The sequence below is a fragment of the Pseudomonas sp. IT-196MI5 genome, assembly GCF_949767415.1.
GTDB lineage: Bacteria > Pseudomonadota > Gammaproteobacteria > Pseudomonadales > Pseudomonadaceae > Aquipseudomonas.
On sequence record NZ_CATKPZ010000033.1, the window covers coordinates 316,240 to 340,200 of the forward strand.

Annotated in this window: 21 protein-coding genes; 10 read left to right on the plus strand and 11 right to left on the minus strand. The window is 60.8% G+C overall.

Features of this window, described 5'->3' with window-relative positions:
* Window positions 1–7: 7 nt before the first annotated feature.
* The gene (zigA, locus tag ACM6IK_RS19895) at window positions 8–1,213 is read right to left on the minus strand and encodes a zinc metallochaperone GTPase ZigA (protein WP_414875677.1); all 1,206 of its coding nucleotides are present in this window, start codon (window positions 1,211–1,213) and stop codon (window positions 8–10) included.
* 142 nt (window positions 1,214–1,355) lie between these two features.
* On the opposite strand from zigA, the gene ACM6IK_RS19900 reads away from it, so the two are divergent.
* On the plus strand, window positions 1,356–1,733 hold the full coding sequence (locus ACM6IK_RS19900; RefSeq protein ID WP_414875678.1) for a glutamine synthetase: 378 nt from the start codon (window positions 1,356–1,358) through the stop codon (window positions 1,731–1,733).
* On the opposite strand, the gene ACM6IK_RS19905 is transcribed toward ACM6IK_RS19900, so the two are convergent.
* Window positions 1,730–2,932: an N-acetylmuramoyl-L-alanine amidase gene (locus tag ACM6IK_RS19905; protein WP_414875679.1), complete on the minus strand. Its 1,203-nt coding sequence runs from the start codon at window positions 2,930–2,932 to the stop codon at window positions 1,730–1,732. The genes ACM6IK_RS19900 and ACM6IK_RS19905 overlap by 4 nt on opposite strands.
* Before the next feature lie 86 nt (window positions 2,933–3,018).
* On the opposite strand from ACM6IK_RS19905, the gene folE2 reads away from it, so the two are divergent.
* The 6 genes from folE2 to ACM6IK_RS19935 all read left to right on the plus strand — a co-directional run bounded on the left by folE2 (window position 3,019) and on the right by ACM6IK_RS19935 (window position 7,889).
* Window positions 3,019–3,915 carry a GTP cyclohydrolase FolE2 gene (folE2, locus tag ACM6IK_RS19910; protein WP_414875680.1) on the plus strand — a complete coding sequence of 299 codons (897 nt, stop codon included), beginning with the start codon at window positions 3,019–3,021 and terminating at the stop codon, window positions 3,913–3,915.
* Window positions 3,912–4,580 carry a metal ABC transporter ATP-binding protein gene (locus ACM6IK_RS19915; RefSeq protein ID WP_414875681.1) on the plus strand — a complete coding sequence of 223 codons (669 nt, stop codon included), beginning with the start codon at window positions 3,912–3,914 and terminating at the stop codon, window positions 4,578–4,580. Before folE2 ends, ACM6IK_RS19915 begins: the two co-directional genes overlap by 4 nt.
* On the plus strand, window positions 4,580–5,446 hold the full coding sequence (locus ACM6IK_RS19920) for a metal ABC transporter permease (RefSeq protein WP_223544793.1): 867 nt from the start codon (window positions 4,580–4,582) through the stop codon (window positions 5,444–5,446). The genes ACM6IK_RS19915 and ACM6IK_RS19920 overlap by 1 nt, the downstream gene beginning before the upstream one ends.
* A gap of 11 nt (window positions 5,447–5,457) precedes the next feature.
* On the plus strand, window positions 5,458–6,333 hold the full coding sequence (locus ACM6IK_RS19925; RefSeq protein ID WP_414875682.1) for a metal ABC transporter substrate-binding protein: 876 nt from the start codon (window positions 5,458–5,460) through the stop codon (window positions 6,331–6,333).
* Entirely contained in the window at window positions 6,330–6,890 is a 561-nt protein-coding gene (locus tag ACM6IK_RS19930; protein ID WP_057712685.1) for a carbonate dehydratase, read from the plus strand. Before ACM6IK_RS19925 ends, ACM6IK_RS19930 begins: the two co-directional genes overlap by 4 nt.
* A gap of 120 nt (window positions 6,891–7,010) precedes the next feature.
* A complete protein-coding gene (locus ACM6IK_RS19935) occupies window positions 7,011–7,889 on the plus strand; it encodes a His/Gly/Thr/Pro-type tRNA ligase C-terminal domain-containing protein (RefSeq protein ID WP_414875683.1) in 879 nt (292 codons plus the stop codon).
* 100 nt (window positions 7,890–7,989) lie between these two features.
* Here the strand turns inward: ACM6IK_RS19935 and ACM6IK_RS19940 are convergent, their stop codons facing one another.
* Window positions 7,990–8,511 (minus strand): DUF3617 domain-containing protein, encoded by a 522-nt coding sequence (locus ACM6IK_RS19940; RefSeq protein ID WP_103396008.1) that lies wholly within the window; start codon window positions 8,509–8,511, stop codon window positions 7,990–7,992.
* Window positions 8,512–8,643: 132 nt separating this feature from the next.
* Here ACM6IK_RS19940 and cls point away from each other — a divergent pair, with 132 nt between their 5' ends.
* Complete coding sequence (cls, locus tag ACM6IK_RS19945) at window positions 8,644–10,083, plus strand: cardiolipin synthase (RefSeq protein WP_414875684.1); 1,440 nt, start codon at window positions 8,644–8,646, stop codon at window positions 10,081–10,083.
* Here the strand turns inward: cls and cfaB are convergent.
* The 5 genes from cfaB to ACM6IK_RS19970 all read right to left on the minus strand — a co-directional run bounded on the left by cfaB (window position 10,080) and on the right by ACM6IK_RS19970 (window position 17,441).
* Window positions 10,080–11,264, minus strand: coding sequence for a C17 cyclopropane fatty acid synthase CfaB (gene cfaB / locus ACM6IK_RS19950; RefSeq protein ID WP_414875685.1), 1,185 nt, complete (start codon window positions 11,262–11,264; stop codon window positions 10,080–10,082). The two genes, cls and cfaB, sit on opposite strands and share 4 nt — an antisense overlap.
* Before the next feature lie 219 nt (window positions 11,265–11,483).
* Window positions 11,484–13,394, minus strand: a complete 1,911-nt coding sequence (locus tag ACM6IK_RS19955) for a cation-translocating P-type ATPase (protein ID WP_414875686.1) — start codon at window positions 13,392–13,394, stop codon at window positions 11,484–11,486.
* A complete protein-coding gene (hflK, locus tag ACM6IK_RS19960) occupies window positions 13,391–14,449 on the minus strand; it encodes a protease modulator HflK (protein WP_414875687.1) in 1,059 nt (352 codons plus the stop codon). Before hflK ends, ACM6IK_RS19955 begins: the two co-directional genes overlap by 4 nt.
* Complete coding sequence (gene hflC, locus ACM6IK_RS19965; RefSeq protein ID WP_108218817.1) at window positions 14,446–15,486, minus strand: protease modulator HflC; 1,041 nt, start codon at window positions 15,484–15,486, stop codon at window positions 14,446–14,448. Before hflC ends, hflK begins: the two co-directional genes overlap by 4 nt.
* Window positions 15,483–17,441 (minus strand): SPFH domain-containing protein, encoded by a 1,959-nt coding sequence (locus ACM6IK_RS19970; protein WP_414875688.1) that lies wholly within the window; start codon window positions 17,439–17,441, stop codon window positions 15,483–15,485. Before ACM6IK_RS19970 ends, hflC begins: the two co-directional genes overlap by 4 nt.
* 213 nt (window positions 17,442–17,654) lie before the next feature.
* Between ACM6IK_RS19970 and lpdA the strand changes: the two genes are divergently transcribed.
* The gene (gene lpdA / locus ACM6IK_RS19975) at window positions 17,655–19,055 is read left to right on the plus strand and encodes a dihydrolipoyl dehydrogenase (protein ID WP_414875689.1); all 1,401 of its coding nucleotides are present in this window, start codon (window positions 17,655–17,657) and stop codon (window positions 19,053–19,055) included.
* 111 nt (window positions 19,056–19,166) lie between these two features.
* Here the strand turns inward: lpdA and ACM6IK_RS19980 are convergent, their stop codons facing one another.
* A complete protein-coding gene (locus tag ACM6IK_RS19980; RefSeq protein WP_414875690.1) occupies window positions 19,167–19,640 on the minus strand; it encodes an Lrp/AsnC family transcriptional regulator in 474 nt (157 codons plus the stop codon).
* Between the two features lie 145 nt (window positions 19,641–19,785).
* Between ACM6IK_RS19980 and ACM6IK_RS19985 the strand changes: the two genes are divergently transcribed.
* Entirely contained in the window at window positions 19,786–20,415 is a 630-nt protein-coding gene (locus tag ACM6IK_RS19985) for a LysE family translocator (RefSeq protein ID WP_414875691.1), read from the plus strand.
* A gap of 3 nt (window positions 20,416–20,418) precedes the next feature.
* Here the strand turns inward: ACM6IK_RS19985 and ACM6IK_RS19990 are convergent, their stop codons facing one another.
* A complete protein-coding gene (locus ACM6IK_RS19990) occupies window positions 20,419–22,533 on the minus strand; it encodes a hypothetical protein (RefSeq protein WP_414875692.1) in 2,115 nt (704 codons plus the stop codon).
* The gene (locus tag ACM6IK_RS19995) at window positions 22,520–23,716 is read right to left on the minus strand and encodes a DUF3142 domain-containing protein (RefSeq protein WP_414875693.1); all 1,197 of its coding nucleotides are present in this window, start codon (window positions 23,714–23,716) and stop codon (window positions 22,520–22,522) included. Before ACM6IK_RS19995 ends, ACM6IK_RS19990 begins: the two co-directional genes overlap by 14 nt.
* Between the last annotated feature and the right edge of the window lie 245 nt (window positions 23,717–23,961).

Below are 23,961 nucleotides of genomic sequence, written 5' to 3' on the forward strand. Positions count from 1 at the left end.
TAGAGGATCAGGCAACCTCTTCGTACCAAGAGCCGAATGGATCAGACAGCAAACTCCAGCCCTCTACGCCCAGCGCCATTTCCTCTTCGGTCAGCAGGCAGGCGTCCAGCTCGGCCGTGAGCTGCGTGAAGTCGATGTTCTGGCCGATGAATACCAGCTCCTGGCGACAGTCCCCGCTGTCGGCGGTCCAGTTTTTCATGATCCCGGCGGTACTTTCTGCGTCCTGCGGCCATTGGTTTTTCGGTACGAAACGCCACCAGCGCCCGGCAAAACCATAGCGCATCAAACCACCGGCCTGGGACCAGCTGCCGGCGTCCATGTGCTTGCTCGCCAGCCAGAAAAAGCCCTTGGAGCGCAGCAGCTTGCCGTTGTCCCAAGGACCGTCGATGAAGTTGAAGAAACGCTGCGGATGGAACGGCCGACGAGCCCGGTAAACACTGGAAGCGATCCCGTATTCCTCGGTTTCCGGCACGTGTTCGCCGCGCAGTTCCTGCAACCATCCCGGGGCCTGGGCCGCCTTTTCGAAGTCAAAGCGACCGGTGTCGAGAATCTTGTTCAAGGGGATTTCACCCATCGCCATCGGAATGATTTCCGCCCGGGCGTTGAGCCGCTCAAGTATGGCGATCAGTTCCTCGCGCTCGTGGCTGCTGATCAAGTCGATCTTGCTGAGCAAAATCACATCGGCGAACTCGACCTGCTCAATCAACAGATCGGTAATCGAACGTTCGTCTTCCTCCCCTAATGTTTCTCCTCGGGAAGCCAGGCTTTCGGCAGCCTGGTAGTCGAGCAGGAAGTTCATGCCATCGACCACCGTGACCATGGTGTCGAGACGTGCGATGTCGTTGAGGCTCTGGCCGTTTTCATCGCGGAAGGTGAAGGTTTCCGCCACAGGCAGCGGTTCGGAAATACCGGTGGATTCGATCAACAGATAGTCGAAGCGCCCCTCCCTGGCGAGTTGGCTCACCTCTTCCAGCAAATCTTCACGTAACGTACAGCAAATACACCCGTTACTCATCTCAACCAGCCGTTCTTCAGCCCGATTAAGGCTGACATCACGCTGAACTTCGGTGCCATCGACGTTGATTTCGCTCATATCGTTAACGATGACTGCCACTCGTAATCTATCGCGATTACGTAGTATGTAATTAAGAAGTGTACTTTTTCCGGCACCAAGAAAGCCGGAGAGAACGGTCACGGGGAGTCGATTGGACATCTGCATATTCCTCACAGGGATGCCCGGTCGCTGCGTCGGGCTTACACAATGTTATACTGTTACAATACCAATAAACCATCCCCCTCTTGTCCGACAGGGCAAAGGATACGATGCTGAACGCGTTCCTTTCCTGAGTAGCACCATGCACAACGTCCTGAAACCTGCACTCTTCATGCTTTCCCTGCTGGTGGCTGCCGACGCGATGGCCCAAGTCCCGAGCCTGGCCAAGTGCACCCGCAGCGCCAACCTGCTGGCCTGTGTGGATGCGGGCGGCAACGCCTACAGCGTCAACACCGTCGGCAGCACCATCTACCTGCGGGGTTTCGAAACGGCCGGAAAACGCTATTGGGTGCAGACCAACAGCCGCTACGGTCAGCTGACGTTTTTCACCGGTATCGCTTCCGATGGCGAGGCCTGGGTCGGTTACAACCGGCGCGTCGGCTGGACCACGATCAACCGGTTTTCCAGCTCCGGCGGCAGCAGCGCCAAGTTCACCTGCAGCCGGATCGCTGGTTGTTAGGCCGGCTTGTTTTTCTGCTCTTGCTGCCAGGCAAGGTAGCTGTTGATTGGCGGATTGTTCTGAAAGTAGCGCTGCAACCCTTCGAACAGACCGTCAGCCACCGCCTGCTGATGGCGTGCGGTCACCAGCCGCTGGCTGTCGCGGGCATTGGATATGAAGCCGGTTTCCACCAGGATTGACGGCACATCCGGTGACTTCAACACCGCGAACCCCGCCTGCTCCACACGCTTCTGATGCAAGGTGGTGATACCCGCCAGGCTACCAAGCACGGTATTGCCCAGTTCCAGACTGGCGGCGAGGGTGGCATTCATCGACATGTCGAGGATGACTCCGGCGAGCATCGGATCCTTGTCCTTGAGGTTCAAAAGGCTCGTCGCTCCCAGCAGGTCCGCGCCATTCTCTCGCTGCGCCATGAAGCGCGCAGTGGCGGAGGTCACCCCCCCTTCAGACAGGCAGTACACCGACGCGCCCGATGCCGTAAGACGCGGAGCCGCATCGGCATGCACCGAGATGAACATATCGGCATTGTGCTTGCGGGCGATGTCCACGCGCTTGCGCAACGGCACGAAGAAATCGTCATTGCGCACCAGTTTCACGTCGAATCCTTTTTCGCGTTTCAGACGCCTGGCCAGCAACTGAGCGATGGACAGCACCACGTCTTTCTCACGCTCGCCCTTGGCCCCGATCGCCCCTGGATCCTTGCCGCCATGACCGGGATCGACCACCACGATGACGTCGCGCATGGGATGGGCCTTGGCTATGGCCATTGCTGGCTCCGCTGGAGACGACGATGGCAACGGTGCGCTGGTTTTCAGATCGAGCACCAGCCGGTGCCCCTGCCCATCCTGGGGCGGCAGCAGGAAGCTGTTGAGCTGTGCCGGCTCGCTGAGGTCGAGGACGATCCGCGTATCACCTTTGCCGAAATGCCCGGAGCGAATCGAACGGATCACGCCATCGCCCAGGGCTAACTGACTGAAGTCGCCGCTGAGGCCGGCGCCACTGAGGTCGATGATCAGCCGCTCTGGGGCACTCAGTGAGAAGGTCTTGTACTGCACGGGTCCACTCAGATCGAACACCAGCCTGAGCTTCCCATCCGAGCGCCAAAGCCGTGCGTTACGAATTTGCGTAGCCGTCGCGCCGAAGGGTAAAGCGAAGGCCGCACTGGCCAGAATCAGGTTGAGCAAGTGGCGTCTGTGCATGATGAAGGCCTGTTCATGAAAAAGGCATCGTCGATTGTATTGTTATACTATAACATACGAAATCAACTCCCACGATGGACCTGCTCATGAATGCGCTGACTCTGCCGGATATCGCCGCGCAGGCCTCACGCCAAGCCCTGCCACTGGAGTGGGTGGGCATGTGCGGCATTGCTCTACCTGTTTTGTTTGATGGCCAACGATTGAATGCAAAGGTCGATGCCGGCGTGAGCCTCGACGATGGCAGCGCGCGCGGCATTCATATGTCACGGCTCTATCTGGCGCTTGAATTGCTGGAGCAGGAAAACCTTTCTTCGGCTTTATTGAGGCGGGTTCTGCAGCGCTTTCTTGAGAGCCATGAAGGGTTGTCCTGCAGCGCACACCTAACCATTCATGCCGATTTGTTGCTGAAAAGGCCGGCGCTGATCAGTCCATTGTCTGGCTGGAAAAGCTATCCGGTGAACATCGAAGCGCGGTTGAAAAACGCGATGTTCCACGTGGAACTAAAAATCGACGTGCCTTATTCCTCAACCTGCCCCTGTTCCGCAGCCCTTTCTCGACAGTTGATTCAGCAGCAGTTCGTCGATGACTTCGCCAACAAGTCACTGCAACACGCCGACGTTTTAGCGTGGCTCGGCTCCACCGACGGCATCGTCGCTACACCTCACAGCCAACGCAGCAGCGCAAAGTTGTGCGTACGACTGGCTGATTTTCTGGACGAGTTTCCTCTGATCGCCGTCATCAATGACGCCGAAGCCGCACTCGGCACCGCCGTTCAAACAGCGGTAAAACGCGCCGACGAACAGGCCTTCGCCCTGGCCAATGGTCAGAACCTGATGTTCTGCGAGGACGCCGCACGCCGTTTGAATCTGGCCCTGAAAAGCTCCACAGGCATCAACGCCTTCCACATTCGTGTCACTCACGCCGAAAGCCTGCACGCCCACGACGCCGTTGCCGAAAGCCGTTTCAACTGGGAGGTCGCATGATTGCTTGCCACGCTTTGCGCTGGGGCGCACCGGGACAGCCACTCACACCCGCGCTGGACTTCGAACTGTCGAAGGGCAGCCTGACCGCCATCATCGGTGCGAACGGTTCCGGGAAAAGCAGTCTGTTGAAGGTCATCGCCGGCTTGCAAAAACCGTTGGTGGGAAAGGTGCGACTGAGTGTTCCAATCAAGGGCGGTGTGTCGTTCCTGCCCCAGCAACAACACCTGGACAGACAATTTCCGATCAGCCTTCAGGCATTGGTTGCCGCCGGTTTCTGGGGCAATAAACAGTCACCGGAAATCCGTAGCCAACGACTGAAAAACGTCCTCGAAAACTGGTGCCTGAACGGCCTGGAAGATCGATCTTTGATGGCACTTTCCGGCGGCGAATTGCAACGCGCCCTGCTCGCCCGATTGAGCCTGACCGACGCCCCCGTGCTGTTGCTCGATGAACCCCACGCAGCCCTCGATGAACTCGGCCAGGCATTGCTCTGGAAGCACATACACCAATGGCACCTCGAAGGCCGGACACTGGTGATCGTATGCCATGACCTGGCCGCTGTCCGCGAGCACATCCCATACACGTTGCTGATCAAAAGCAGCGGTTGTGCATTCGGCCCGAGCACCGAACTGATCCGCCAACAACCACAGGCACAGGTGGCCTGATGATCGCTGCCGCGCATCTTTGGCAACCATTCCAGGAGTTCGTCTTCATGCGTCGAGCGCTGCTCGGCGGGCTGGTGTTGGCGTGCAGCACGGCACCACTTGGGGTGTTTCTGATCCTGCGGCGCATGAGTCTGATCGGCGATGCCGTCGCCCACGGAATCCTTCCCGGGGCGGCACTGGGTTTCTGGTTTGCCGGGTTGAGCCTCCCGGCGTTGACCATCGGCGGCCTCGGTGCCGGCCTGAGCATGGCCGGCCTCGCGGCCTGGATTACCCGACGCACCGGCCTGCGAGAAGACGCCAGCCTCGCGGCGATCTACCCGATTTCCCTGGCCGGTGGCGTGCTGATTCTCGGCATCGCCGGCAAACGCCTGGACCTGTTGCACCTGCTGTTTGGCTCGGCTTTGGCTGTCGACGGCCCGACCTTGACCGGCATGCTTTGGGTCTCGGGCCTGAGCCTGATTGCCATGACACTGATCTACAAACCACTGCTGCTCGACACCCTCGACCCGCTTTTTCTGCAGACCGTCAGCCGACTCGGTCCACTGGCCCACGGCGTGTTCCTGACGCTGGTGGTGTTGAATCTGGTCATCGGATTCCAGGCGATCGGCGCATTGATGGTCGTCGGCCTGATGATGTTGCCTGCCGCCGCGGCACGTTTCTGGAGCCGTCGCCTGCCGGTGCTGATCGTCGTCGCTGCCTTGCTCGGCAGCCTCTCGGTATGGCTCGGCTTATTGATCTCCTTCTATTACTCGCTGCCCAGTGGCCCGGCAATCGTGCTGGTCGCCGGCGGTGGGTATCTGTTGTCCGTGGTGTTCGGGCCGGTGCACGGCTTGCTACGCCGCCCGCCTTTGCTCACATCCCAATGAGGTGTTACCCGATGCGCGCTTTACTCGTGCTGTTCAGCTTGATGGTGTCGATGTCGCTGTCTGCCGCCGAAAAACTCCAGGTGGTCACCAGCTTCAGCATCCTTGCCGACATGACCCGCCAGGTCGGCAAGGATCATATCCAGATCACCAATATGGTCGGCCCGGACGCGGATGCCCATACCTACGAGCCGACACCGGACGACGCCAAAGCGCTGCTCAAGGCCAGACTCATCATCAAGAACGGTCTGGGTTTCGAGCCTTGGCTGGATCGCCTGGTGACGAGCACCGAGACCAAAGCTCCGGTCATCAGCGCAAGCCACGGAGTCATACCGCGTAGCCTGGATGAAGACGGTGAAACCGTTCTCGACCCGCATGCCTGGCACAACCTGGCGAACACCGAGTTGTACATCGCCAACATTACCAAGGCGTTGATCGCCGCTGACCCGGCAAACACAGCTGACTATGTGCGCAACAGCCAGATGTACCTGAAACAGGTCTACGCCCTGCTCGCCGAAGCCAAGGCCAAGCTCGGCTCACTGCCACCGGGCAACCGCAAGGTCGTGACGTCCCATGACGCCTTCGGTTATCTCGGCCAGGCCTACGGCATCGAGTTCATGGCGCCTCAAGGTCTCTCCACCGAGCGCGAACCTTCAGCCGCCGAAGTGGCCGCACTGATCACCCAGATTCGTCAGGCCAAGGTCAAGGCGGTGTTTATGGAGAACATCAAGGACGCGCGCCTGCTCAAGCAGATCGCGGATGAAAGCGGCGCGCACATCGGCGGCACGCTGTACTCCGATGCCCTCGCGGCGAGCGGTCCGGCCAGCACCTTCACCGGGTTGTTCGAGTACAACCTCAACACCCTGTACAACGCTCTGAGCAAGCCATGATCCGCAAGAACCCTTCCGGAGATTTACCGCTGATTGCCGAGTCGGCCTACGTCGACAAGACGGCGATCATCTGCGGCAAAGTGGTGATCGGCGAGAACGTGTTCGTCGGGCCCTATGCCGTGATCCGTGCTGACGAAGTCGATGACTCAGGCGACATGCAGCCGATCACCATCGGCGCCAACTCGAACATCCAGGACGGCGTGGTGATCCACTCCAAATCCGGTGCGGCGGTCACCATCGGCGAGTTCAGTTCCATCGCCCACCGCTCGATCGTGCATGGTCCCTGCACCGTGGGCAATCGAGTGTTCATTGGATTCAACAGCGTGCTGTTCAACTGCGTGGTCGGTGACGGTTGCGTGGTGCGGCACAACTCGGTGGTCGATGGTCGTGACCTGCCTGAAGCCTTCTACGTGCCCTCCACCACGCGGATCGGCCCCAACACCGACCTCTCGCAATATCCGCCGGTGAGCGTCAGTGCCTCGGAGTTTTCCGAAGACGTGGCGCGCACCAACGTCGACCTGGTGCGCGGCTACAAAGCCCTGCAAAACGAGTTCTGACGCGGGAGGCCAAAAACAGCCATCGTGTCAGGACAAATTTCCTGGCACGACAAACGTCTTAATGTTTGCCCCCACGGTTTATGCGATAAGACTCATTAGAAGCACGTGAGTACGCCGACCATGATCCAGATCACCCTGTCCGACGGTTCATTGCGTGAATACGACCAGCCGCTGTCTGTGCATGAGGTAGCCGCCAGCATCGGTCCCGAACTGGCCATCGCGGCTGTAGCGGGCCGAGTCAATGGTGTGCTGGTGGACTGTGAATACATGATCGAGGCGGATGCCCGGGTCAGCATTGTCACCCCCCGGGAGCCGGACGGCCTGGAGATCTTGCGCCGCTCCTGTGCCTTGATGCTGGCGATGGCAGTCAAGCAACTCCACCCACATGCGCAAATGCGTGCGGGCAAGGAATTGGGCGACGGGTTCTTTTACGAGTTTGCCGTCGAGCCACCGCTGACCGCGGCAGACCTGCCCCTCATCGAAGCGCGCATGCAATCACTGGCAGCGACCAATCACTCGATCCGTCGTCGGCCGGTTCGCGAAGCCGTGTCGCTGTACCGGCTGGGGGACACCGAGTACCAGAGCCATGGACCGCATGTCCCCACCACCAAAGTCTTGCAGGCGTTTACCCTCGACCACATCAACGGCACGTTACAACAACGGATCTACGGCACCTGCTGGTCCAGCCGTCAGGAACTGCAACAGTGGCGCGTTCCACCCCACGTGGTCGTTGTGAGCATGGATGATCGCCAGGCGACTTATGCACAAGCGGTGACCGAATCCTTGCGCCAACGGGGCGTACGCGCCAGGGCCGACCTGCGTAACGAAAAAGTTCACTACAAGATTCGCCAGCACAGCCAGACCGTGCCGTATCTGGTGGTGGTGGGCGAGAAAGAACAAGCTGGGGGATTTGTCAGTGTGCGCAGCCGCACGGGGGAAGATTTTGGCCGGATGCCTGTCGAGGCGGCGTGTGAATGGTTGAGTCGGCCCGAGATTTAGGAAGGCCGTGCGGACGCCTTCGCGAGCAGGCTCGCTCCCACATTGATTGTGCGTACCCTGTGGGAGCGAGCCTGCTCCGGGCGGCGTTCCGACGAAGCTTTTAAGCTCTTGGCTTGACCGTGCCGCAATCCTGCCCCAGCCAGACGGCGCGGGATTCGAGGCTGCCCTTCTGCTGAATGCCAGTGGCGTTGAACGTTCCGTTGACCTTGGTGGTGAACTCGCGATCACTGAGGAATGTCGCCACGCCCGCACCCTGGGCTTTCGGGCAACTGAAACGGAACTTCCACTGATTGCCGGAGCGGTCGGTGATTTCCTGCTTGCAGCCCGACTGCGGATCGGTTAACGGAATGTTGTCGGTCTTGACCTGTTCCGGGGTCAGGCACGCCCGGATCCCTTTACCGCCCATGGTGATGCCCTGTTTTTCCAGCATTGCACGCTGCTCAGGGGTCATCTGGCTCTGGAGCTGACCGAGGATCAATTGCAGGTCCGGCATGTTCTGTTCATCGACCTTCATGTTGCTCGTAGTCAGCTCCCACAATCCTGGTTGCAGCATTTGCGCGTGAGCCGCCACAGGAAGTGCCAAACCCAGTGCCATGGCCAAACCCAGCAGACGAACGTTCATCGAGTAACTCCTGATCAGTAGTGGCCGTTAGACGTCAGCCGCACGCTTCGGTTCATGGGCCAATTAATTAGCGACATTCTGCACGGAACATGGTCTGTTAAGCACTGAATCTTCAGGAGCAAGGCAGCCCCCATGGATTACTTCGGACCGCATATTTTCGGTTATACCATCGCCCTGTTGCACTCGCTGGGCATGATCGCGGCCATACACGCCGTCTTGACCGTGCGTACCGCCCAAGGCTCGATCGCCTGGGCGCTGTCGCTGTTTTTCATCCCTTACTTCACGCTGATCCCGTACCTGATGTTCGGCCGCAGCACCTTCGATGGCTACATCAAGGCCCGGCGGCAGGCCAACGAAGAAATGCGCAAGGCCGTTTCCGAACTCAACTGGCGACCCTGGATAGAAGAGGCGCTCACCGCCCGCGCTTCTTCTGCATACGCCTCACTCAGAGCGATGCCCAAGCTCGGACACATGCCCTGCCTGGCTAACAACCAAATGCGTCTCTTGATCAACGGTCAGAACACGTTCGAGGCCATTTTCGAGGCCATCAGCCAGGCGAAAGAAGCCGTGCTGATCCAGTTTTTCATCGTTCACGACGACCGCCTCGGCCAGCGCCTGCAAAACCTGCTGTTGAAGAAAGCCGCCGAAGGCGTGGCGATTTACCTGTTATATGACCGAATCGGCAGCCATTCCCTGCCCCATGGTTATGTGCAGGCCTTGCGTGATGGCGGGGTCGAGGTCAAAGCCTTCGCCACCCGCAGTGGCTGGCTCAATCGCTTTCAGGTGAACTTCCGCAACCACCGCAAGATCGTGGTGGTGGACGGCATTCTCGGTTTCGTCGGCGGGCACAACGTCGGTGACGAATACATGGGCGAGAAACCACCCCTGGCCCCTTGGCGCGATACCCACGTGCAAGTGCGCGGGCCGGTGGTGGCGTGCATGCAGGAGTCTTTCGCCGAAGACTGGTTCTGGGTGGCTCGTGCACTGCCGCCGCTGATCCTGCCGGAGGTCTATCCGGAAGACGGTGTGCTGTGCCAGCTGCTCGCGAGCGGGCCGGCAGACGACTATGAAACCTGTTCATTGTTCTTTGTCGAGGCCATCCACGCGGCGACCGAGCGGGTCTGGATTACCAGCCCGTACTTCATCCCCGACGAAGCCGTATTCGCTGCTTTGCGCCTGGCGGTACTGCGCGGCGTGGACGTGCGTCTGCTGTTGCCGTCCAGGCCCGACCACCGAATCGTCTACGCCGCCTCCAGCCTCTACGCCTTCGAAGCGGTGCGCGCGGGTGTGCGGGTGTTCCGTTACCAACCCGGGTTCCTGCATCAGAAAGTGGTATTGATCGACAGCGAAATAAGCGCCATCGGCAGTGCCAACATGGACAACCGTTCGTTCCGGCTGAATTTCGAAGTGATGTTGCTGACCGTCGACCGAGCGTTCGCCGCCGAGGTGGAACAGATGCTCAACGATGACTTTGCCAACGCCCACGAAATCGCCAAAGAAGAAGGCCGGGAGACCCGCCGCGTCCAACAGCTCGGCATGCGGGTCGCCCGGCTTATTTCGCCGATTCTCTAGAGGTAGATATCGTCACGGGTCCATGGCAGTTCATGACTGCCATCGGCGTGGGCCTTCACAGCGAGAATCTGGTGCAGGTTGATCCAGCCGCGAGCGAACGCGTAGGCGCAACCCGCCAGGTATAGCCGCCAGATGCGCAGGACTTGTTCCGGTACGAGTCTGGAGGCCGCTTCGAGGTTGTCCTCCAGGCGTTCACTCCAGTGATCGAGCGTGCGAGCGTAGTGCAGGCGCAAACTCTCGACATCGACGATTTCCAGCCCCGCCTCACTGATCTCGGCAGAAATCATCGACAGGTGCGGCAGCTCGCCGTTGGGGAACACATATTTCTCAATGAATTCACCGGCACCGCGTCCCACCGGACGGCCGTCGGTGTATTTGGCGGTGATTCCGTGGTTCATCACCAGGCCGCCCTCTTTCACCGCGTCGAACAGGGTTTTGCAGTACTCGGCAAGATTGGCGTGGCCGACGTGTTCGAACATGCCGACGCTGACCACTTTGTCGAAACGGCCATCTTGCGGCAGATCGCGATAGTCGAGCAGTTGCAGTTCGACCAGATCCTCCAGGCCTTCCGCTTTTACGCGTTCCCGGGCCAGGGCCAACTGCTCCTTGCTAAGGGTAATACCGAACACTTTCGCGCCGAACTCCCGCGCCGCATAACGCGCCAATCCACCCCAACCGCAGCCCACATCCAGCAGATATTCACCGGGCTGCAGGCGCAGCTTGCGGCACAAATGACGGAACTTGGCTTGCTGGGCCTGCTCGAGGCTTTCACTGCCGGTCTCGAAGTAAGCGCAGGAGTACGCCATGTCGCTGTCGAGCCATAGCTGATAGAACGCGTTGGAAAGGTCGTAGTGGTAGGAAATCGCCTTGGCGTCTGTCTCTTTGTCGTGGGCGCTACGAACAGGCTGATTGTCGTCGCCTTCGTCCAGCAATGCCTGGCTCCATTCATCGCAAACGCGGATCACATCGCTGATGGAGCCTTCCAGTTCCAGTTTGCCTTCGACATATGCAGCACCAAGAGCATCCAGGCTTGGATGGGTGAACTGGGTGACCATTTGTGGGTCCTTGACCACAATCGTGACACTAGGCGTCGGCCCCAGATTGAATTCATGGCCATCCCAGAGTCTCAGGCGAAGCGGTAACTGCAGATTCTGTAAGGCCGGTGGAAGATGCGCGAGCATGGAGAATCCCCCTTGTTTCAGACGTCTAAACAGAGGGTAGACCATCTTTGAAAAATAGCTGGCTATCGAATTAATAGCCGTTTTCAATGAATCGCGACGCCTGCACCTGCCGCCGCGAACGCACAAAAATGATGTGCCCTCATCTTCAATGACTACGAACCGGGCGCACAGTTCTAAAAAGTTGAATCCCCGTGATTACCCGGTTTAGAGCGTTCGCCTTCAGGTTTCGTCCTTGAGCTTGAGCAACGGCTCCTGGAATCGCAGTAAACGACCGGCATTGCCCAACACCAGCAAGGTGCTGAGGTTATGCAGCAACGCCGCAATCATCGCCCCGGCAGCGCCAAGCCAGCCGAACGCGGCGAAGGCTACGATCGCCAGGGTCCAGCCCAGTCCGATGATCACATTGACCTGCAACGTCTGGCGGCACTGACGACTCAGGCGCACGCAGGTGCCGAGGCGGCGCAGGTCACTGCCGATCAGCACGATGTCCGCCGATGCCAGGGCGATGTCTGCACCGCCCGCGCCCATGGCCACACCCACCACACCCGCCTTGAGGGCCAGGGAGTCGTTGATACCGTCGCCGACCACCATCGGCCGAAAGCCGCTGTCGATTTCCTTGAGCACGCGGTTGAGTTTGTCTTCGGGCAAGGCTTGCGCTTCGACGTCACTGATCCCGACATCCCGGGCCAACGTCTGCGCGACGCTGTGCCGGTCACCGGTGAGCAACAACTGACGGCCCAATCCCAGATCACGCAACTCACCCAAGGCAAACTGCGCCTCGGGTTTGACACTGTCGGCCAGCAACAGCCAGGCAAGGAACTCCCCGTTGAGCGCCAGCCCGGCAATCGGACCATCGTGATCGGGAACCGCCGTCGTACTGATACCCAGTTGTGCGAACAACTCCGGCCGGCCGAGTGCCGCTTCGCCCTGCCCGGTCATCGCCACCACACCGAGGCCCTGGCGTTCACGAATGTCGGAAAGCAGCAGGAAATGCTCCTGGGTCACCAACCCCGCGAGCGCACGGCTGACCGGGTGGCTGCTGGCCGAGCCGAGGCTGGCGGCGAGCTTCAGGACATGGCTGCGATCCTCCAGCGGACTGTCGATGGATTGCAGGCGCAACGTGCCGAAGGTCAGCGTCCCGGTTTTGTCGACTACCAGCGAGGTCAGGTCCGCCAACTCTTCAAGGAACGCGGAACTGCGGATCAGAATCCCGTGGCGTGCCGCGACCGCCACTCCGGCAATCGCCGTCGCCGGTGCCGACAACACCAGCGCACAAGGACAGGCCGCCACCAACACCGCGAGCATCGCTTGAGCGTTGTTGGTGATGAACCAGGTCACCGCCGCCAGCAGCAACACCAGCACCATATAGCTGCCGGCGTAACGCTCCAGCAGACGAGTGATCGGCGGCTTCGAGCGCTCGGCGTTTTGCATCAGGGCGATGACTTTTCCGAGGGTCGACTCATGGCCGGTACGGGTCACTTCGATTCGCAGCAAACCGTCGAGGTTAATTGCGCCACCGAACACCGACATGCCGACGCCCGCCTCCATCGGCACCGATTCGCCGGTAATGGAGGCCGTATCGAGACTGGCCTGACCGGACAATACCCGGCCATCCGCCGGCACCCGGTCCCCAGCCCGCACCTCGACCAGATCGCCCGCCTTGAGCGTGCCGTTGTCGACTTCGATGATGGAGCCGTCCACCTGCACTTTGCGTGCATGGCTGCGGGTCAGTTTGCCGAGGGCGTGAATCGCCTCCTGGGAGCCGATCACGCTGCGCTCTTCCAGCACGTGGCCGAAGATCATGATGATCGGCAACAACGCCGCCGTCAGCAGATCTCCGGTGGCCCAGGCACCCAGCATGGCCAAGGCAATCAATTGATCGGTGATGCCGTGCAGGCTCGGATATCGCAAGCTGTACCAGGCCGAGCGCATGACCGGCACGGCAACCAGCAGTGACGCAAAACCCAGCAGCAGCTGACTGACGCCAGTCTGCTCCGGCGCAAGCCAACGCCAGATCAGGCCCAGCGCAAGCAGGCCCAATGCGAGCATGGCCAGGGTCAACTGGCGCGCGGCGCGGCGCTGTTCGGCCGAAGACAGCAGGCTCGGCACGGCGGCGGTTTGAGCGGTCATTGTGCAGCTCCCTGAATGATCAGGCGGGAATCGTCTTTGGGATCAACCGTCGTGACCGATCCGGCCTGACCGAGAATTTTCGGCATCCGCTCGCGGTAAATCCGCAGCAGCATTTGCGGGTCGGTACCTTGCAGTTGCGCCTTGGCCAGGCTTAACACGGTGGCCGTATCAGCCGACGCCTTGGCCAGTCGTTCACTCGCCTGGGCATGGGCCACTTGCAGCGTACGGTCGGCTTGCTCGTTGGCGGTCTGCGTCAGCTTCTCCGCTTCGGTGCGCGCATTGGCGACAGCCTTATCGGCTTGCTGGCTGGCCGTCAGTACCGCGTTGAAAGCGTTCACCGCAGGACTTGGCAGACTCGATTGCACATCGACCCGCGCCACTTCGATCCCCAAGCCCTGCCCGGTTGCAGTGAGTTCGGCCAACCGTTGATTGATGCCCTGCACCAGATCACCACGCAAGCGCTCGCGTCTTTGCGCCGCCTGGCTATCGGCGCCGATTAATTCCGGGCGAGCAACCAGGATAGTGTCCAGATCCCGTGCAGCCGTGAGCGCGACCGCGCTGCGGGTTACCAGGCGGTCCAGCGCCGGCAACACGTGTTCGCCTTGAAGTACGAATGCATAGGGCTCGATGACTTTGTAGAAAACCCGCACATCGAGTTGCACCACACCGGCATCACCGGTTAACAGGTAGCCTGAGCCTGCGAGAGCATCGCTGACGGGCGTGGCAAAACTGGCCACGCGATCTGCCTGCATCGCGGCACCACTGCGCAACAGACTGTCCACTCGCCGCTCGATCACCCGGTCCGCCGCCGGCAACAAAATCACCTGCTCGAAGGGTTGCGGCCAGGCCAATAACAACCCGGCATTCTGAATGCGATCAAGCGCGCCAAAATGCAAAACCACGGCGCGATTTTGTGGATCGATCTGCCGCACATTGGAAAACGCCCAAGCCAATGCCGCCAACACCGTCACCGCGTACAGGGCAATAAACGCCAATCGCCCGGCCTGAATCCAGGGGCTGCTCAACTCATTTGTTCCACGTGGAACCAAACTCATGGCTGCGATCCGGACTTGTTATCGAGGCTCGGCGGACCATCAACCAACACCCGGAACGGTGCGGCATCGGTGCGCAGAATCAGCTTGGTCCCCGGCGTCACCACCGTGCCCAAGGTGTCGAGCGAGCGCAGCAGGTTGTAGAGCTGCGGCGATCCCGCATAGGCGCGACCGTAGATCTGCGCCGCTTCGACTCGCGATTGCGCTTCGATATCTGCCGCTTTCACTGTGGCATCGGCCTGCACGATCCGTGCATCACGTTCGGCGGCGGAACGAATTTGCGCGGCTTCACGCTTGCCGATCGCCGTGCGCTCAGTAGCGATGGTTTCACGCTCGGCACGCATCCGGTCGACAGTCGCGGTGAGCGTCACCGACGGCAGCGTCAATCGTTCGATACCGACCTGCAACACGCGCACACCATAAGTGGTAAGCAGCTGCTGATCGATTTGCTTGCGCAGTTGTGCTTCGAAATCGGCGATACGTACTTGGCTGGCATCGGTGTTCACCAGGTTCGCCAGATCAAAACTGCTGGCGGTGGTTTCCAGTGCGGAGCCGACAAAGGTGCGAATCTGCCGCGCGGCTTCATCGGGCTGGTTCTGCACCGCGCGCATGAAACGTTGCACGTTGTCCGGATCACCCTGCACCTGCCACGCCACGTAGGCCTGAACGATGATGCGCAAACCGTCCCGCGTGCCGACATCCTGCAAGCCGCTGGACGTGGTGCGCAGCCGCAGATCCACCGGGATCGCCGCCTCGAACGGTGCCGGCCAGCGCCAGCCAAGTCCCGGTTCCAGCAAGACTCGTGAAGGGTTGCCGAAGCGTGTGATCACTGTGGCTTCCCCTGAACGCACCTGCACCAGGCTCGCGGCGGCGACTGCAAACGCCACCAGCAATGCCGCCCAACCCATCCGGCGCCACGGGAATGGACCGGCCTCTTGCGGATCGCCGTGATGATGGTGATGGCCGTGGTGGTGGTGCCCGCCATGGCCGTGATCGTGGCCGGCGTGGTCATCGTGATCGTGAGTATGGGACTGGCTCAATTGGCAGCTCCTGGCTGAGCGGTTTTACGAGACGGCGCAGGGTCAACCGGCAGCGTGAACGTACGGAGGTCGATGGTCGGCGCATTGCTGCTGCTGCCCAGTCGATGATCGAGAATCAGCAATTTGGCGTTGGTCAAACCCTGGGACAACTGGCTGAAATACTGCTCCAGCACGAAGGCCTGGCCAGCGCTGGCATAAGCTTTTTGCTCGGCGTTGAATTTCAGGTCCGCGGCCTCGGCGCCAGCATTGATCTCACGGGCGCTGGCCGTCGCCTGATCTCGGGCGATGCTGGCCTGCAACTGCGCCTGGTGGGTGGCCTCGGCGGCCGCGCCGCGTTCGCGGGCGATCAAGGCTTGCGCGCCAATCTGCGCCGCTTGCACGCCGTGATAGGCATTGGCTGCACCGGCCGGAGGGTGAATCGCCTCGACCACCGTGGCGAGAATTTCCACGCCGCTATCGAGTTTTTGCAGGTCCGCCTGCACCGCGCGGCCGATCTCTTCGGCCAGCCCTACCCTGTCCTCACCCAGCAAACCGTCGAGGGTGCGCGAGGCGAAGTCGTGAACCAGGACTCGGCTGGCGGTGCTGCGAATCAACATCGGCACATCGGCGCTGTTATAGGTGGCGGCCAACGCCGCCTCATCACTCAGGCCGATGCGATAGACGAAGCGCACGTCCATGTTGACGATCTGAAAGCTCTGCTTGTCAGCTCGACTGCTGGCGATCACCTGGGATTTGTCGTTCACATGGCTGGCATCCCACAAGCGATTGGCAATCGCCGGAGCCGGGCCTTCGGCGGGGTCGGCCTGAGTGGGGGTCGAGGTTTCGCCAACACTGGTGGCCAATTCGTGAACCACGCCATTCTCGACGCTCAACACCCGGCCCAATGGCCATGGCAAGCCCATATGCAAACCTGGGCCGAACACCTCCACTGGCTTGCCGAAGCGCTCGTAGATTCCACGCCCTTGCAGGGCAATTTGGTGAATGCCGGTCAGCGACCAGCCAACCAGCGCAACCACCGCCAACACCGGCAGGAACGCCCGACGCATGTAAGAGAAGGCCCAGATCTGCCGCAGGTCGATGCCGAAGCGGTTATGCAATTCGTGCTGCAACGCCAGCAAAGGCTGTGGTGGCCAGCGCAGCATGTCGGCGACAAAACTGCGTGCCAACAACTCCGGCTCAAGACGTTCGCGGCGCGGTCTGAACAATGACAACAGCGCACGCAGCAACAGCTCCGCCGCCACCAGCCCCGGCAGCAGACCGATCAACACTGCCAAACGTACAGGCCATAACGAGGTTTCATCGGCAAACAACAGACAAAAAGCACCGAGCACCAGACTGATGATCGCCACACGGATCAATTGCGCCAACGTAGCGGCTTCAGGCCATTGCGCGGTATTTTCCTGCGCCAGATGGCGTTCCATCACCAACAGGCCGAACGCAAACAACAAGCAGCACGCCGCCCCGACTGTGGCCGACAGGCCCAGCGCAACCGGGGGCAACGTGAGGTTCCAGGCTTGTTCGACGCCCAATACCGCCAACAATGCCCAGCTACCAAGCCACAACGTTGGCGCACCGATTTGCCCGACCAGGTGCTGCGATTGCCGGCTGATCCGGTCCAGCAAACGTTCATACCACCCCGAAGGCGCGACAGGCTCGTCGACAACAACCACCGGCACTACGGGACTCATGGCGCGGGCACGCCACCGGGTTACCCACCAGGCCGATTGCAAACCGGCCATCAACACCACGGACGCCGCGCTCAGGTTCAGCAGCAACGCCGGCCACAGTGTTTGCGAGGAAAACAGCCCGGCAAACAGCGCCAGCAGCACACCCACCGTCGCGAATACGCCCGCACCGATGGCGAACTGGCGTAAACGCCGCCCTTGAATGAATGCCTGCTGAAAGCGCGGCAACCCGGCTAACGGCGCTTCATCAACATCGAGATCGACTTGCATACCACCCCAGAGTGTCTTCGCTGACAGGACAATTCGTTACGATATAACGAAAATGGTGAAATTTCCGTATTCAAGCGCGCCATCTAAAGAGGCCCAACCTGTCGCTTACCTGAAGCCTTGACCGAAATGCGCCAGAACGCACATATTACGTCCGTAATTTTATCCAGGAACTACTTTTACCGATCCTTCCCCTTTCGATCCAGGAGTACATCCATGAGCACTTATGACGTCGTGATACTCGGCGGTGGCCCGGGCGGTTACAACGCAGCGATCCGCGCCGGACAACTGGGTCTGAAAGCAGCCTGCGTGGAAGGACGCGCCACACTCGGCGGCACCTGCCTGAACGTTGGTTGCATGCCGTCCAAGGCATTGCTGCATGCCTCCGAACTGTACGACGCGGCCATGGGCGCCGAATTCGCCAACCTGGGGATCGACGTCAAACCCAGCCTCAACCTCGCCCAGATGATGAGGCAAAAGGATGAAAGCGTTACCGGGCTGACCAAGGGCATCGAGTTTCTTTTCCGCAAGAACAAGGTCGACTGGATCAAGGGTTGGGGCCACATCGACGGGCCTGGCAAAGTCACGGTGACCGATAGCGCCGGCGGCAGGACTGAGTTGAACGCCAAGGACATCATCATCGCCACCGGCTCCGAGCCCACACCCCTGCCCGGCGTGGACATCGATAACAAACGCATACTCGACTCCACCGGCGCACTGGCACTGACCGAAGTGCCCAAGCATCTGGTGGTGATCGGCGCCGGCGTGATCGGTCTTGAGCTGGGTTCAGTATGGCGGCGCCTGGGGGCGCAGGTAACGGTGGTCGAGTTTCTCGACCGGATCTGCCCCGGCGTGGACATCGAAGCCGGCAAAACCCTGCAACGCTCCCTGAGCAAGCAAGGCTTGAGCTTCAAGTTGAGTTCGAAAGTGACCAGCGCCACCACCTCCGCCTCGGGTGTGCAACTCAGCATCGAGCCTGCCGCAGGCGGTGCTGCAGAGTTGCTGGAAGCCGATTACGTGCTGGTGGCCATCGGGCGCCGGCCTTATACACAGGGCCTGGGTCTGGAGAACGTCGGCCTCGCGACGGACAAGCGCGGCATGCTCGCCAACAAGGGTCATCGAACCGAAGCTGCCGGGGTCTGGGTGATTGGCGACGTGACCTCGGGTCCCATGCTCGCCCACAAGGCCGAGGACGAAGCCATGGCCTGCGTCGAGCAGATCGTCGGCAAGGCGGGCGAGGTCAACTACGACCTGATCCCCAGCGTGGTCTACACCAGACCGGAGCTGGCCAGTGTCGGCAAGACCGAAGAGCAGCTCAAGGCTGAAGGCCGAGCGTACAAGGTCGGCAAGTTTCCCTTCACCGCCAACAGCCGGGCGAAGATCAACCACGAAACCGAAGGCTTCGCCAAAGTGCTGGCCGATGAGCGCACGGACGAAGTCCTCGGCGTGCATCTGGTCGGCCCGAGCGTCAGTGAAATGATTGGCGAGTATTGCGTGGCCATGGAGTTCAGCGCCTCGGCCGAAGACATCGCCCTGACCTGCCACCCACACCCGACCCGCTCCGAGGCCTTGCGCCAGGCGGCGATGGATGTGGAGGGGATGGCGACGCAGATGTAAGACTTGTAGAGTTGCAGCGACTGATCTATCGCTATCGCGAGCAGGCTCGCTCCCACAGGTACAGCGCAAGCCTTGTGGGAGCGAGCCTGCTCGCGATGCAGACGACTCGGTCTAATGCGGCAAATGCTCCAACGGCAACGCCCCCGGCGCCTTCACCGTATGAATCGCAAAATTGCTGCGGATATCGCTCACTCCCGGCAGCTTCAACAACCGCCCGGTGAGAAACCGGTCATAGGCGCGCAAGTCCGGCACCACCACCTGCAACAGAAAATCCGACTCCCCTGACACCAGAAACGCCGAAATCACCTCGGGTAATGCCGTCACCGCCAGGCGAAAGCTTTCGGCTTGTTCGTCGTTATGACGCTCGACCTTGACCCCGACAAACACCGTCAGCCCTAACCCCACCTCATCGCGATCCAGATTGGCCTGGTAGCCGCGAATCACCCCCGCGTCTTCAAGCATCCGTACCCGGCGCAAGCAGGGTGACGCCGACAGGCCGATCTCGTCTGCCAGTTGCACATTGCTCAGGCGTCCATCCCGTTGCAGCGCGGCGAGAATCTTGCGGTCATAGGCGTCGAGTTTCATGGTTTGGCAGATCCCGATGGTTCAAGCGAAAGAAAGTGGCAGATTATGCCAATACAGCGCCCGATAGAAGCCGACAACGCAAGCACCTGCCCTGCCCTTCAGCCCTAGACTGGCACCACCGAATCGACAACGAATGGGGTGCAACGTGGAAGGACTCTGGCTGTTTTTCATGGCGCTGGCGGTGGTCTACCTGTTGCCGGGGCCTGACATGATCCTGCTGTTGCAGACCGGTGCCCGTCAGGGCAAAGGCGCCGCGCTAGCCACGGCCGTGGGGTTGGGCATCGCCCGGGGTTGTCATGTGGCATTGGCGGCGCTGGGGCTGGCGGCACTGTTCAAGGCTGCGCCCTGGACCTTCGATGTGGTGCGCCTGGCAGGCGCCGCGTACTTGCTGTGGATCGGCATTCAGTGCCTGCGAACCACGATGCTGCCGAGCTTGACCGGCACTGACACAACCGGCGAAAAACCGCGCTGGGGCGCAGCCATCCGACGCGGACTGTTGACCAACCTGCTCAACCCCAAGGCACTGCTGTTCTGCTCGGTGCTGCTACCGCAATTCATCAACCCAGAGGCCGGGCCGGTGCTCGGGCAATTTGCGGCATTGGGCGTGGTGCTGGTCGGTGTCGGTTTGCTGTTCGACAGTGCTTACGCCCTGGTCGGTGCGGCACTCGGCCGTTGGCTGCAACGCAGCCCTTCAGCCCAGCGCCTGCAACAATGGTTGTTCGGCAGCCTGTTGATCGGTTTCGCCGTGAGGCTAACCTTTGTGCAACAGGCTTGAGCCTTACTGCACCTTGCGCCGACGATTGATCAGGAATAGTGCCGCCGCCGTGACCACAATCACGCCACCATACTGCAGCGGCTTCTTGTACGGCCGCAGCGTTGAACGCAAGGCATCGGTAACCTGGGTCACGTAGCGCTTGTCGGCGTTCTGGAAGTCGGGATACGGGCACTGATGACCGAAATGGAACGCCCAATCCACGTACGGCCCCTCTTTGACATAGCGTTGGTAGAAAGCGTGTTCCTCTTCAGGACTGCTGTTCCAGCCTGCTGCCGCGCACAGCACTGCGGCAAAGGCCTGGCTGGTGTGAGGCAAGTTATCCGCCGCCTTGCTCGCCAGCGCCGTGGCCACGAAGCGATAGTGGTAACGCTGATCAGGCTGGGCAGCACTGGCTTGCTGACGCTTCACTTCGTCCTCGGCCACCAATGGACCGACCTTCAGTTCGGCGTTTTCTAGCCTATAGTTACCGCCGAACGTGGCGTAATCCGGCGCCATTTCGTAGCCCAGGATGTCCATGCCCCACAAGCGGGCCGTCCAGGCCGCATTGAACAGCGCAGCGGCGCGACGGGTCGGCCACCAGGCTGAATCAGCCGCCATACGTTGCTCGCCATACTGTTTGGCCTTGTGCCACAAGCTTTCATTGTCGAAGTACGCCGGTGCTTGCTCGTAATCCCCCTCGCGCAACAAACGCCGGCCCAGCAGATTGCGCAAGCTCGCCGCCACCGGCAAGGGCACGTAGTTGTCGCGGTCCTGCTGGCTGAGCGGCGGCGGGGCCGGCACCTGCGTGTCGACGTAGTGCTTGAGTTCTTCAAGGGTCAACACTCGCTCGGCAACGGTGGCGGCATCGAACCAGTAAATGCTTTGGCTGCGATACAGCTGATCGAAGGCTTGCAGGTAATCCCCGCGTTGCAAGGCCAGGATCGCACTTTCACCCTCGACCCGGCATTTGGGCTGAAGCGTTTCGTAATCGTAGTCCGGGGTCCGTCGCTCGCCCCAGGACTCATTCTGCGGGAAGGCCCGGGCCGCTTTGGCATAGGCTGCGGCGGCCGCGGTTTTATCGCCCTCACGCACCGCCAGTTTTGCCCGCAACCACCAAGCCAACCCGCCATCGCCGGCATGTTCGAGGAAAGCCTTGGCGCTGGCGTAATCGCCCTGTTGATAATTCATCGCCGCCAGACGATCGGCGTTTTCAAGACTGCCGCGGGTGCTGTTTTGCAGCAGCTTGATCATTTTTTGTTCGTTGGCAGGTTGGTCGCCAAACGACCAACCCAACCGGCTGATCAGCGACGCGGTCACCAACTGCTGCACGGGCTGCCCCTTGAGCAACTCGGCCACTTGATCCTCCGGCAGCGTTATCAAGTCCGCCATCAACAGCTTCAACGAGGTGTAGCCCACCGCGGAACCGTGCAGATTTTGCGTGGCGTACAGCTCGATGGCGCGGTTCCAGTCGCCTGCGGTGCGCACCACCCGGGCTTCTTCGCCGAGGCTGGCGACGCCCAGTTCCAGTGGATCGCTGAAGCCGTCGATGCTCAGTTGCCGGGTTTGCTCAAAGGCCTTGCGCGATTGTTCGAGCAGATCCGGGGCCGCATTGGCTTCGACGCTAATGGCGAACAACGCACGCCCCAGCGAGTAAGCCGCCCAGGTACTGCGCGAGGCCCTTTGCTCGGCGGGCAAGGCCAGCACTTTCTTGAAATACCCGGCGGCCAAGGCAGGATCACCCGCGCCAAATGCCACGGCACCCGCCAGGTACAACTTGAGTTCGGGCGGCAGTTGCGCCCCTTGGGTTTCAACCTGGCGGGCATCCGTCAGGCTGCGCAGGTGTTTCACCAACACTTGTTGCTCAGCGGAAAGTCCGGCCTGCTCGGCCTGATCGCGCAGCGCTACCGGGTCAGGTTCATCCGCGTAGTTGGCGCCAGCGGTCACGTTCTTCAACCCGTTGATGGCGTGGCCGAGGCGGCCGATCTCGAAGCGGAAGTTGCCTTCCGGCAGTTCCGCCAGCGACTGGCCTCGGTTATCCAGCAGACGCATGGGGAAGTCCGGGCCGCAGGCCAGCGCCGAACCCAGTGGCAGGCTGAGGCTCAGGCAAAGCAAATGACGCGGCCAGTTACGGGTGAACATTCGAACCTCCTTGATCAATGTGTGCGCAACGAGCCCAACCAATGGCACGCTGTCCGCCGGCCGGTATTCGGCCGTCGCGCAGTCGGGTGAAAGTAAGCAGATCCGGGCGCTGTTGCAACGCGTAACCGGCCAAGGCATCGGCCCCCTCACAACCGCTGACCGCCAGTGTCATGCGTTCGGGCCAGGCACGGTCGAGATTGCCCTGGTTGCTGATGCCGATGTCATAGAGGCCATTGTCGGCCGAGAGTTTCAGCGCCAACTGACCATCGAGGGCATCACCACGCGCCACGGCGCGCAAAGTGATCAAGCTCCAGGCCCGGCGGTCGTTGGCCAATGGCAGGCGAAACCAGATCAGGCCCGCCAGATGTTTCGGTGGATCGGCACGCAGCTCTGTACCGAGGGTGCGCAACGTCTGCGGGTCGGCGAGTAATTCCCGACGCTGGCCTGCACGCTCTAGCGTCACTTCGCTTTCCACCACAGGCGCGCCGCCCACCGACGGCAGCAACGCCACGCCATAAGCCGGCAGCGCCAGAAAGAAAGGTTTTGTTGTGACGCGGCTCCAGGCCTTCGCCCATTGCCGGGCTTGATCGGCATCAAACAAGCCACGACGCGGATCGCTAACCGCGTGCACCTGCAACACGCTGCTGTCGACTGTGGATAACAGCGCCGGCAGTTCACGACTGTCGAGCCAGGACGGCAACGCCGTGATGCTCAGCGACAGCGAAGACGGCAACGCTTCGTGCAAATGCGCGAGAAACTCGCGGTACGCCGGTAGCCGGGCATTACCGGCGTCGTGGTCGATTTCCACGCCGGTGAGGTTCACCCCCTGTCCCTGCCAATCGCTGATCACCTGCCGGATCTGCGCAGTGACCTCGACCTGATCCAGCGCCTTGAGCTGCCCATCCAGGCGAACCACCGCAATCACCGGCCGGCCATCACGCTTGAGCAGTACCGGGTCAATTCGGGCCCGGCTCCAGCCGGCGTTAGGAAAGGCCTGCAGGGCCAGTACTCGCAACGTCGAAAAGTCGGCGCGGCTGTCCCTGAGGGCAGCGTCGTGGGCCGGCGTCCACTGCCGCTGCCAGACGTAGAGTTGTTGGTCCAGCGGCGGTGCATCCTGTCTTTCGCATCCGGTGGTGAGCCCCAGCGCCATCAGCAAGACCATCGAGCGAGTAAAAAAGACCATTGAAACGCCTGTTCCTGAAATGCAGAAAGGGCCATTGCGGCTAATGTCGATCAGTTAAAACACGAAATCTGTGGGAGCGAGCTTGCTCGCGATGGCGGCAAAACACTCAACATCAATGTTGACGGACCTGCCGCTATCGCGAGCAAGCTCGCTCCCACAAGGATTGCGGTGTTCAATGCCTCAACTGATCGGCATAAGCCTCTGCGGCCCTTTTTCGTTCTGCTCACTACCCTACCCAGCCATCG

Bases quoted from the DNA above. Each gene is read 5' to 3' on its own strand.
- zigA (WP_414875677.1), bottom strand. From the start codon at position 1,213: ATGTCCAATCGACTCCCCGTGACCGTTCTCTCCGGCTTTCTTGGTGCC.
- ACM6IK_RS19900 (WP_414875678.1), top strand. From the start codon at position 1,356: ATGCACAACGTCCTGAAACCTGCACTCTTCATGCTTTCCCTGCTGGTG.
- ACM6IK_RS19905 (WP_414875679.1), bottom strand. From the start codon at position 2,932: ATGCACAGACGCCACTTGCTCAACCTGATTCTGGCCAGTGCGGCCTTC.
- folE2 (WP_414875680.1), top strand. From the start codon at position 3,019: ATGAATGCGCTGACTCTGCCGGATATCGCCGCGCAGGCCTCACGCCAA.
- ACM6IK_RS19915 (WP_414875681.1), top strand. From the start codon at position 3,912: ATGATTGCTTGCCACGCTTTGCGCTGGGGCGCACCGGGACAGCCACTC.
- ACM6IK_RS19920 (WP_223544793.1), top strand. From the start codon at position 4,580: ATGATCGCTGCCGCGCATCTTTGGCAACCATTCCAGGAGTTCGTCTTC.
- ACM6IK_RS19925 (WP_414875682.1), top strand. From the start codon at position 5,458: ATGCGCGCTTTACTCGTGCTGTTCAGCTTGATGGTGTCGATGTCGCTG.
- ACM6IK_RS19930 (WP_057712685.1), top strand. From the start codon at position 6,330: ATGATCCGCAAGAACCCTTCCGGAGATTTACCGCTGATTGCCGAGTCG.
- ACM6IK_RS19935 (WP_414875683.1), top strand. From the start codon at position 7,011: ATGATCCAGATCACCCTGTCCGACGGTTCATTGCGTGAATACGACCAG.
- ACM6IK_RS19940 (WP_103396008.1), bottom strand. From the start codon at position 8,511: ATGAACGTTCGTCTGCTGGGTTTGGCCATGGCACTGGGTTTGGCACTT.
- cls (WP_414875684.1), top strand. From the start codon at position 8,644: ATGGATTACTTCGGACCGCATATTTTCGGTTATACCATCGCCCTGTTG.
- cfaB (WP_414875685.1), bottom strand. From the start codon at position 11,264: ATGCTCGCGCATCTTCCACCGGCCTTACAGAATCTGCAGTTACCGCTT.
- ACM6IK_RS19955 (WP_414875686.1), bottom strand. From the start codon at position 13,394: ATGACCGCTCAAACCGCCGCCGTGCCGAGCCTGCTGTCTTCGGCCGAA.
- hflK (WP_414875687.1), bottom strand. From the start codon at position 14,449: ATGAGTTTGGTTCCACGTGGAACAAATGAGTTGAGCAGCCCCTGGATT.
- ACM6IK_RS19970 (WP_414875688.1), bottom strand. From the start codon at position 17,441: ATGCAAGTCGATCTCGATGTTGATGAAGCGCCGTTAGCCGGGTTGCCG.
- lpdA (WP_414875689.1), top strand. From the start codon at position 17,655: ATGAGCACTTATGACGTCGTGATACTCGGCGGTGGCCCGGGCGGTTAC.
- ACM6IK_RS19980 (WP_414875690.1), bottom strand. From the start codon at position 19,640: ATGAAACTCGACGCCTATGACCGCAAGATTCTCGCCGCGCTGCAACGG.
- ACM6IK_RS19990 (WP_414875692.1), bottom strand. From the start codon at position 22,533: ATGTTCACCCGTAACTGGCCGCGTCATTTGCTTTGCCTGAGCCTCAGC.
- ACM6IK_RS19995 (WP_414875693.1), bottom strand. From the start codon at position 23,716: ATGGTCTTTTTTACTCGCTCGATGGTCTTGCTGATGGCGCTGGGGCTC.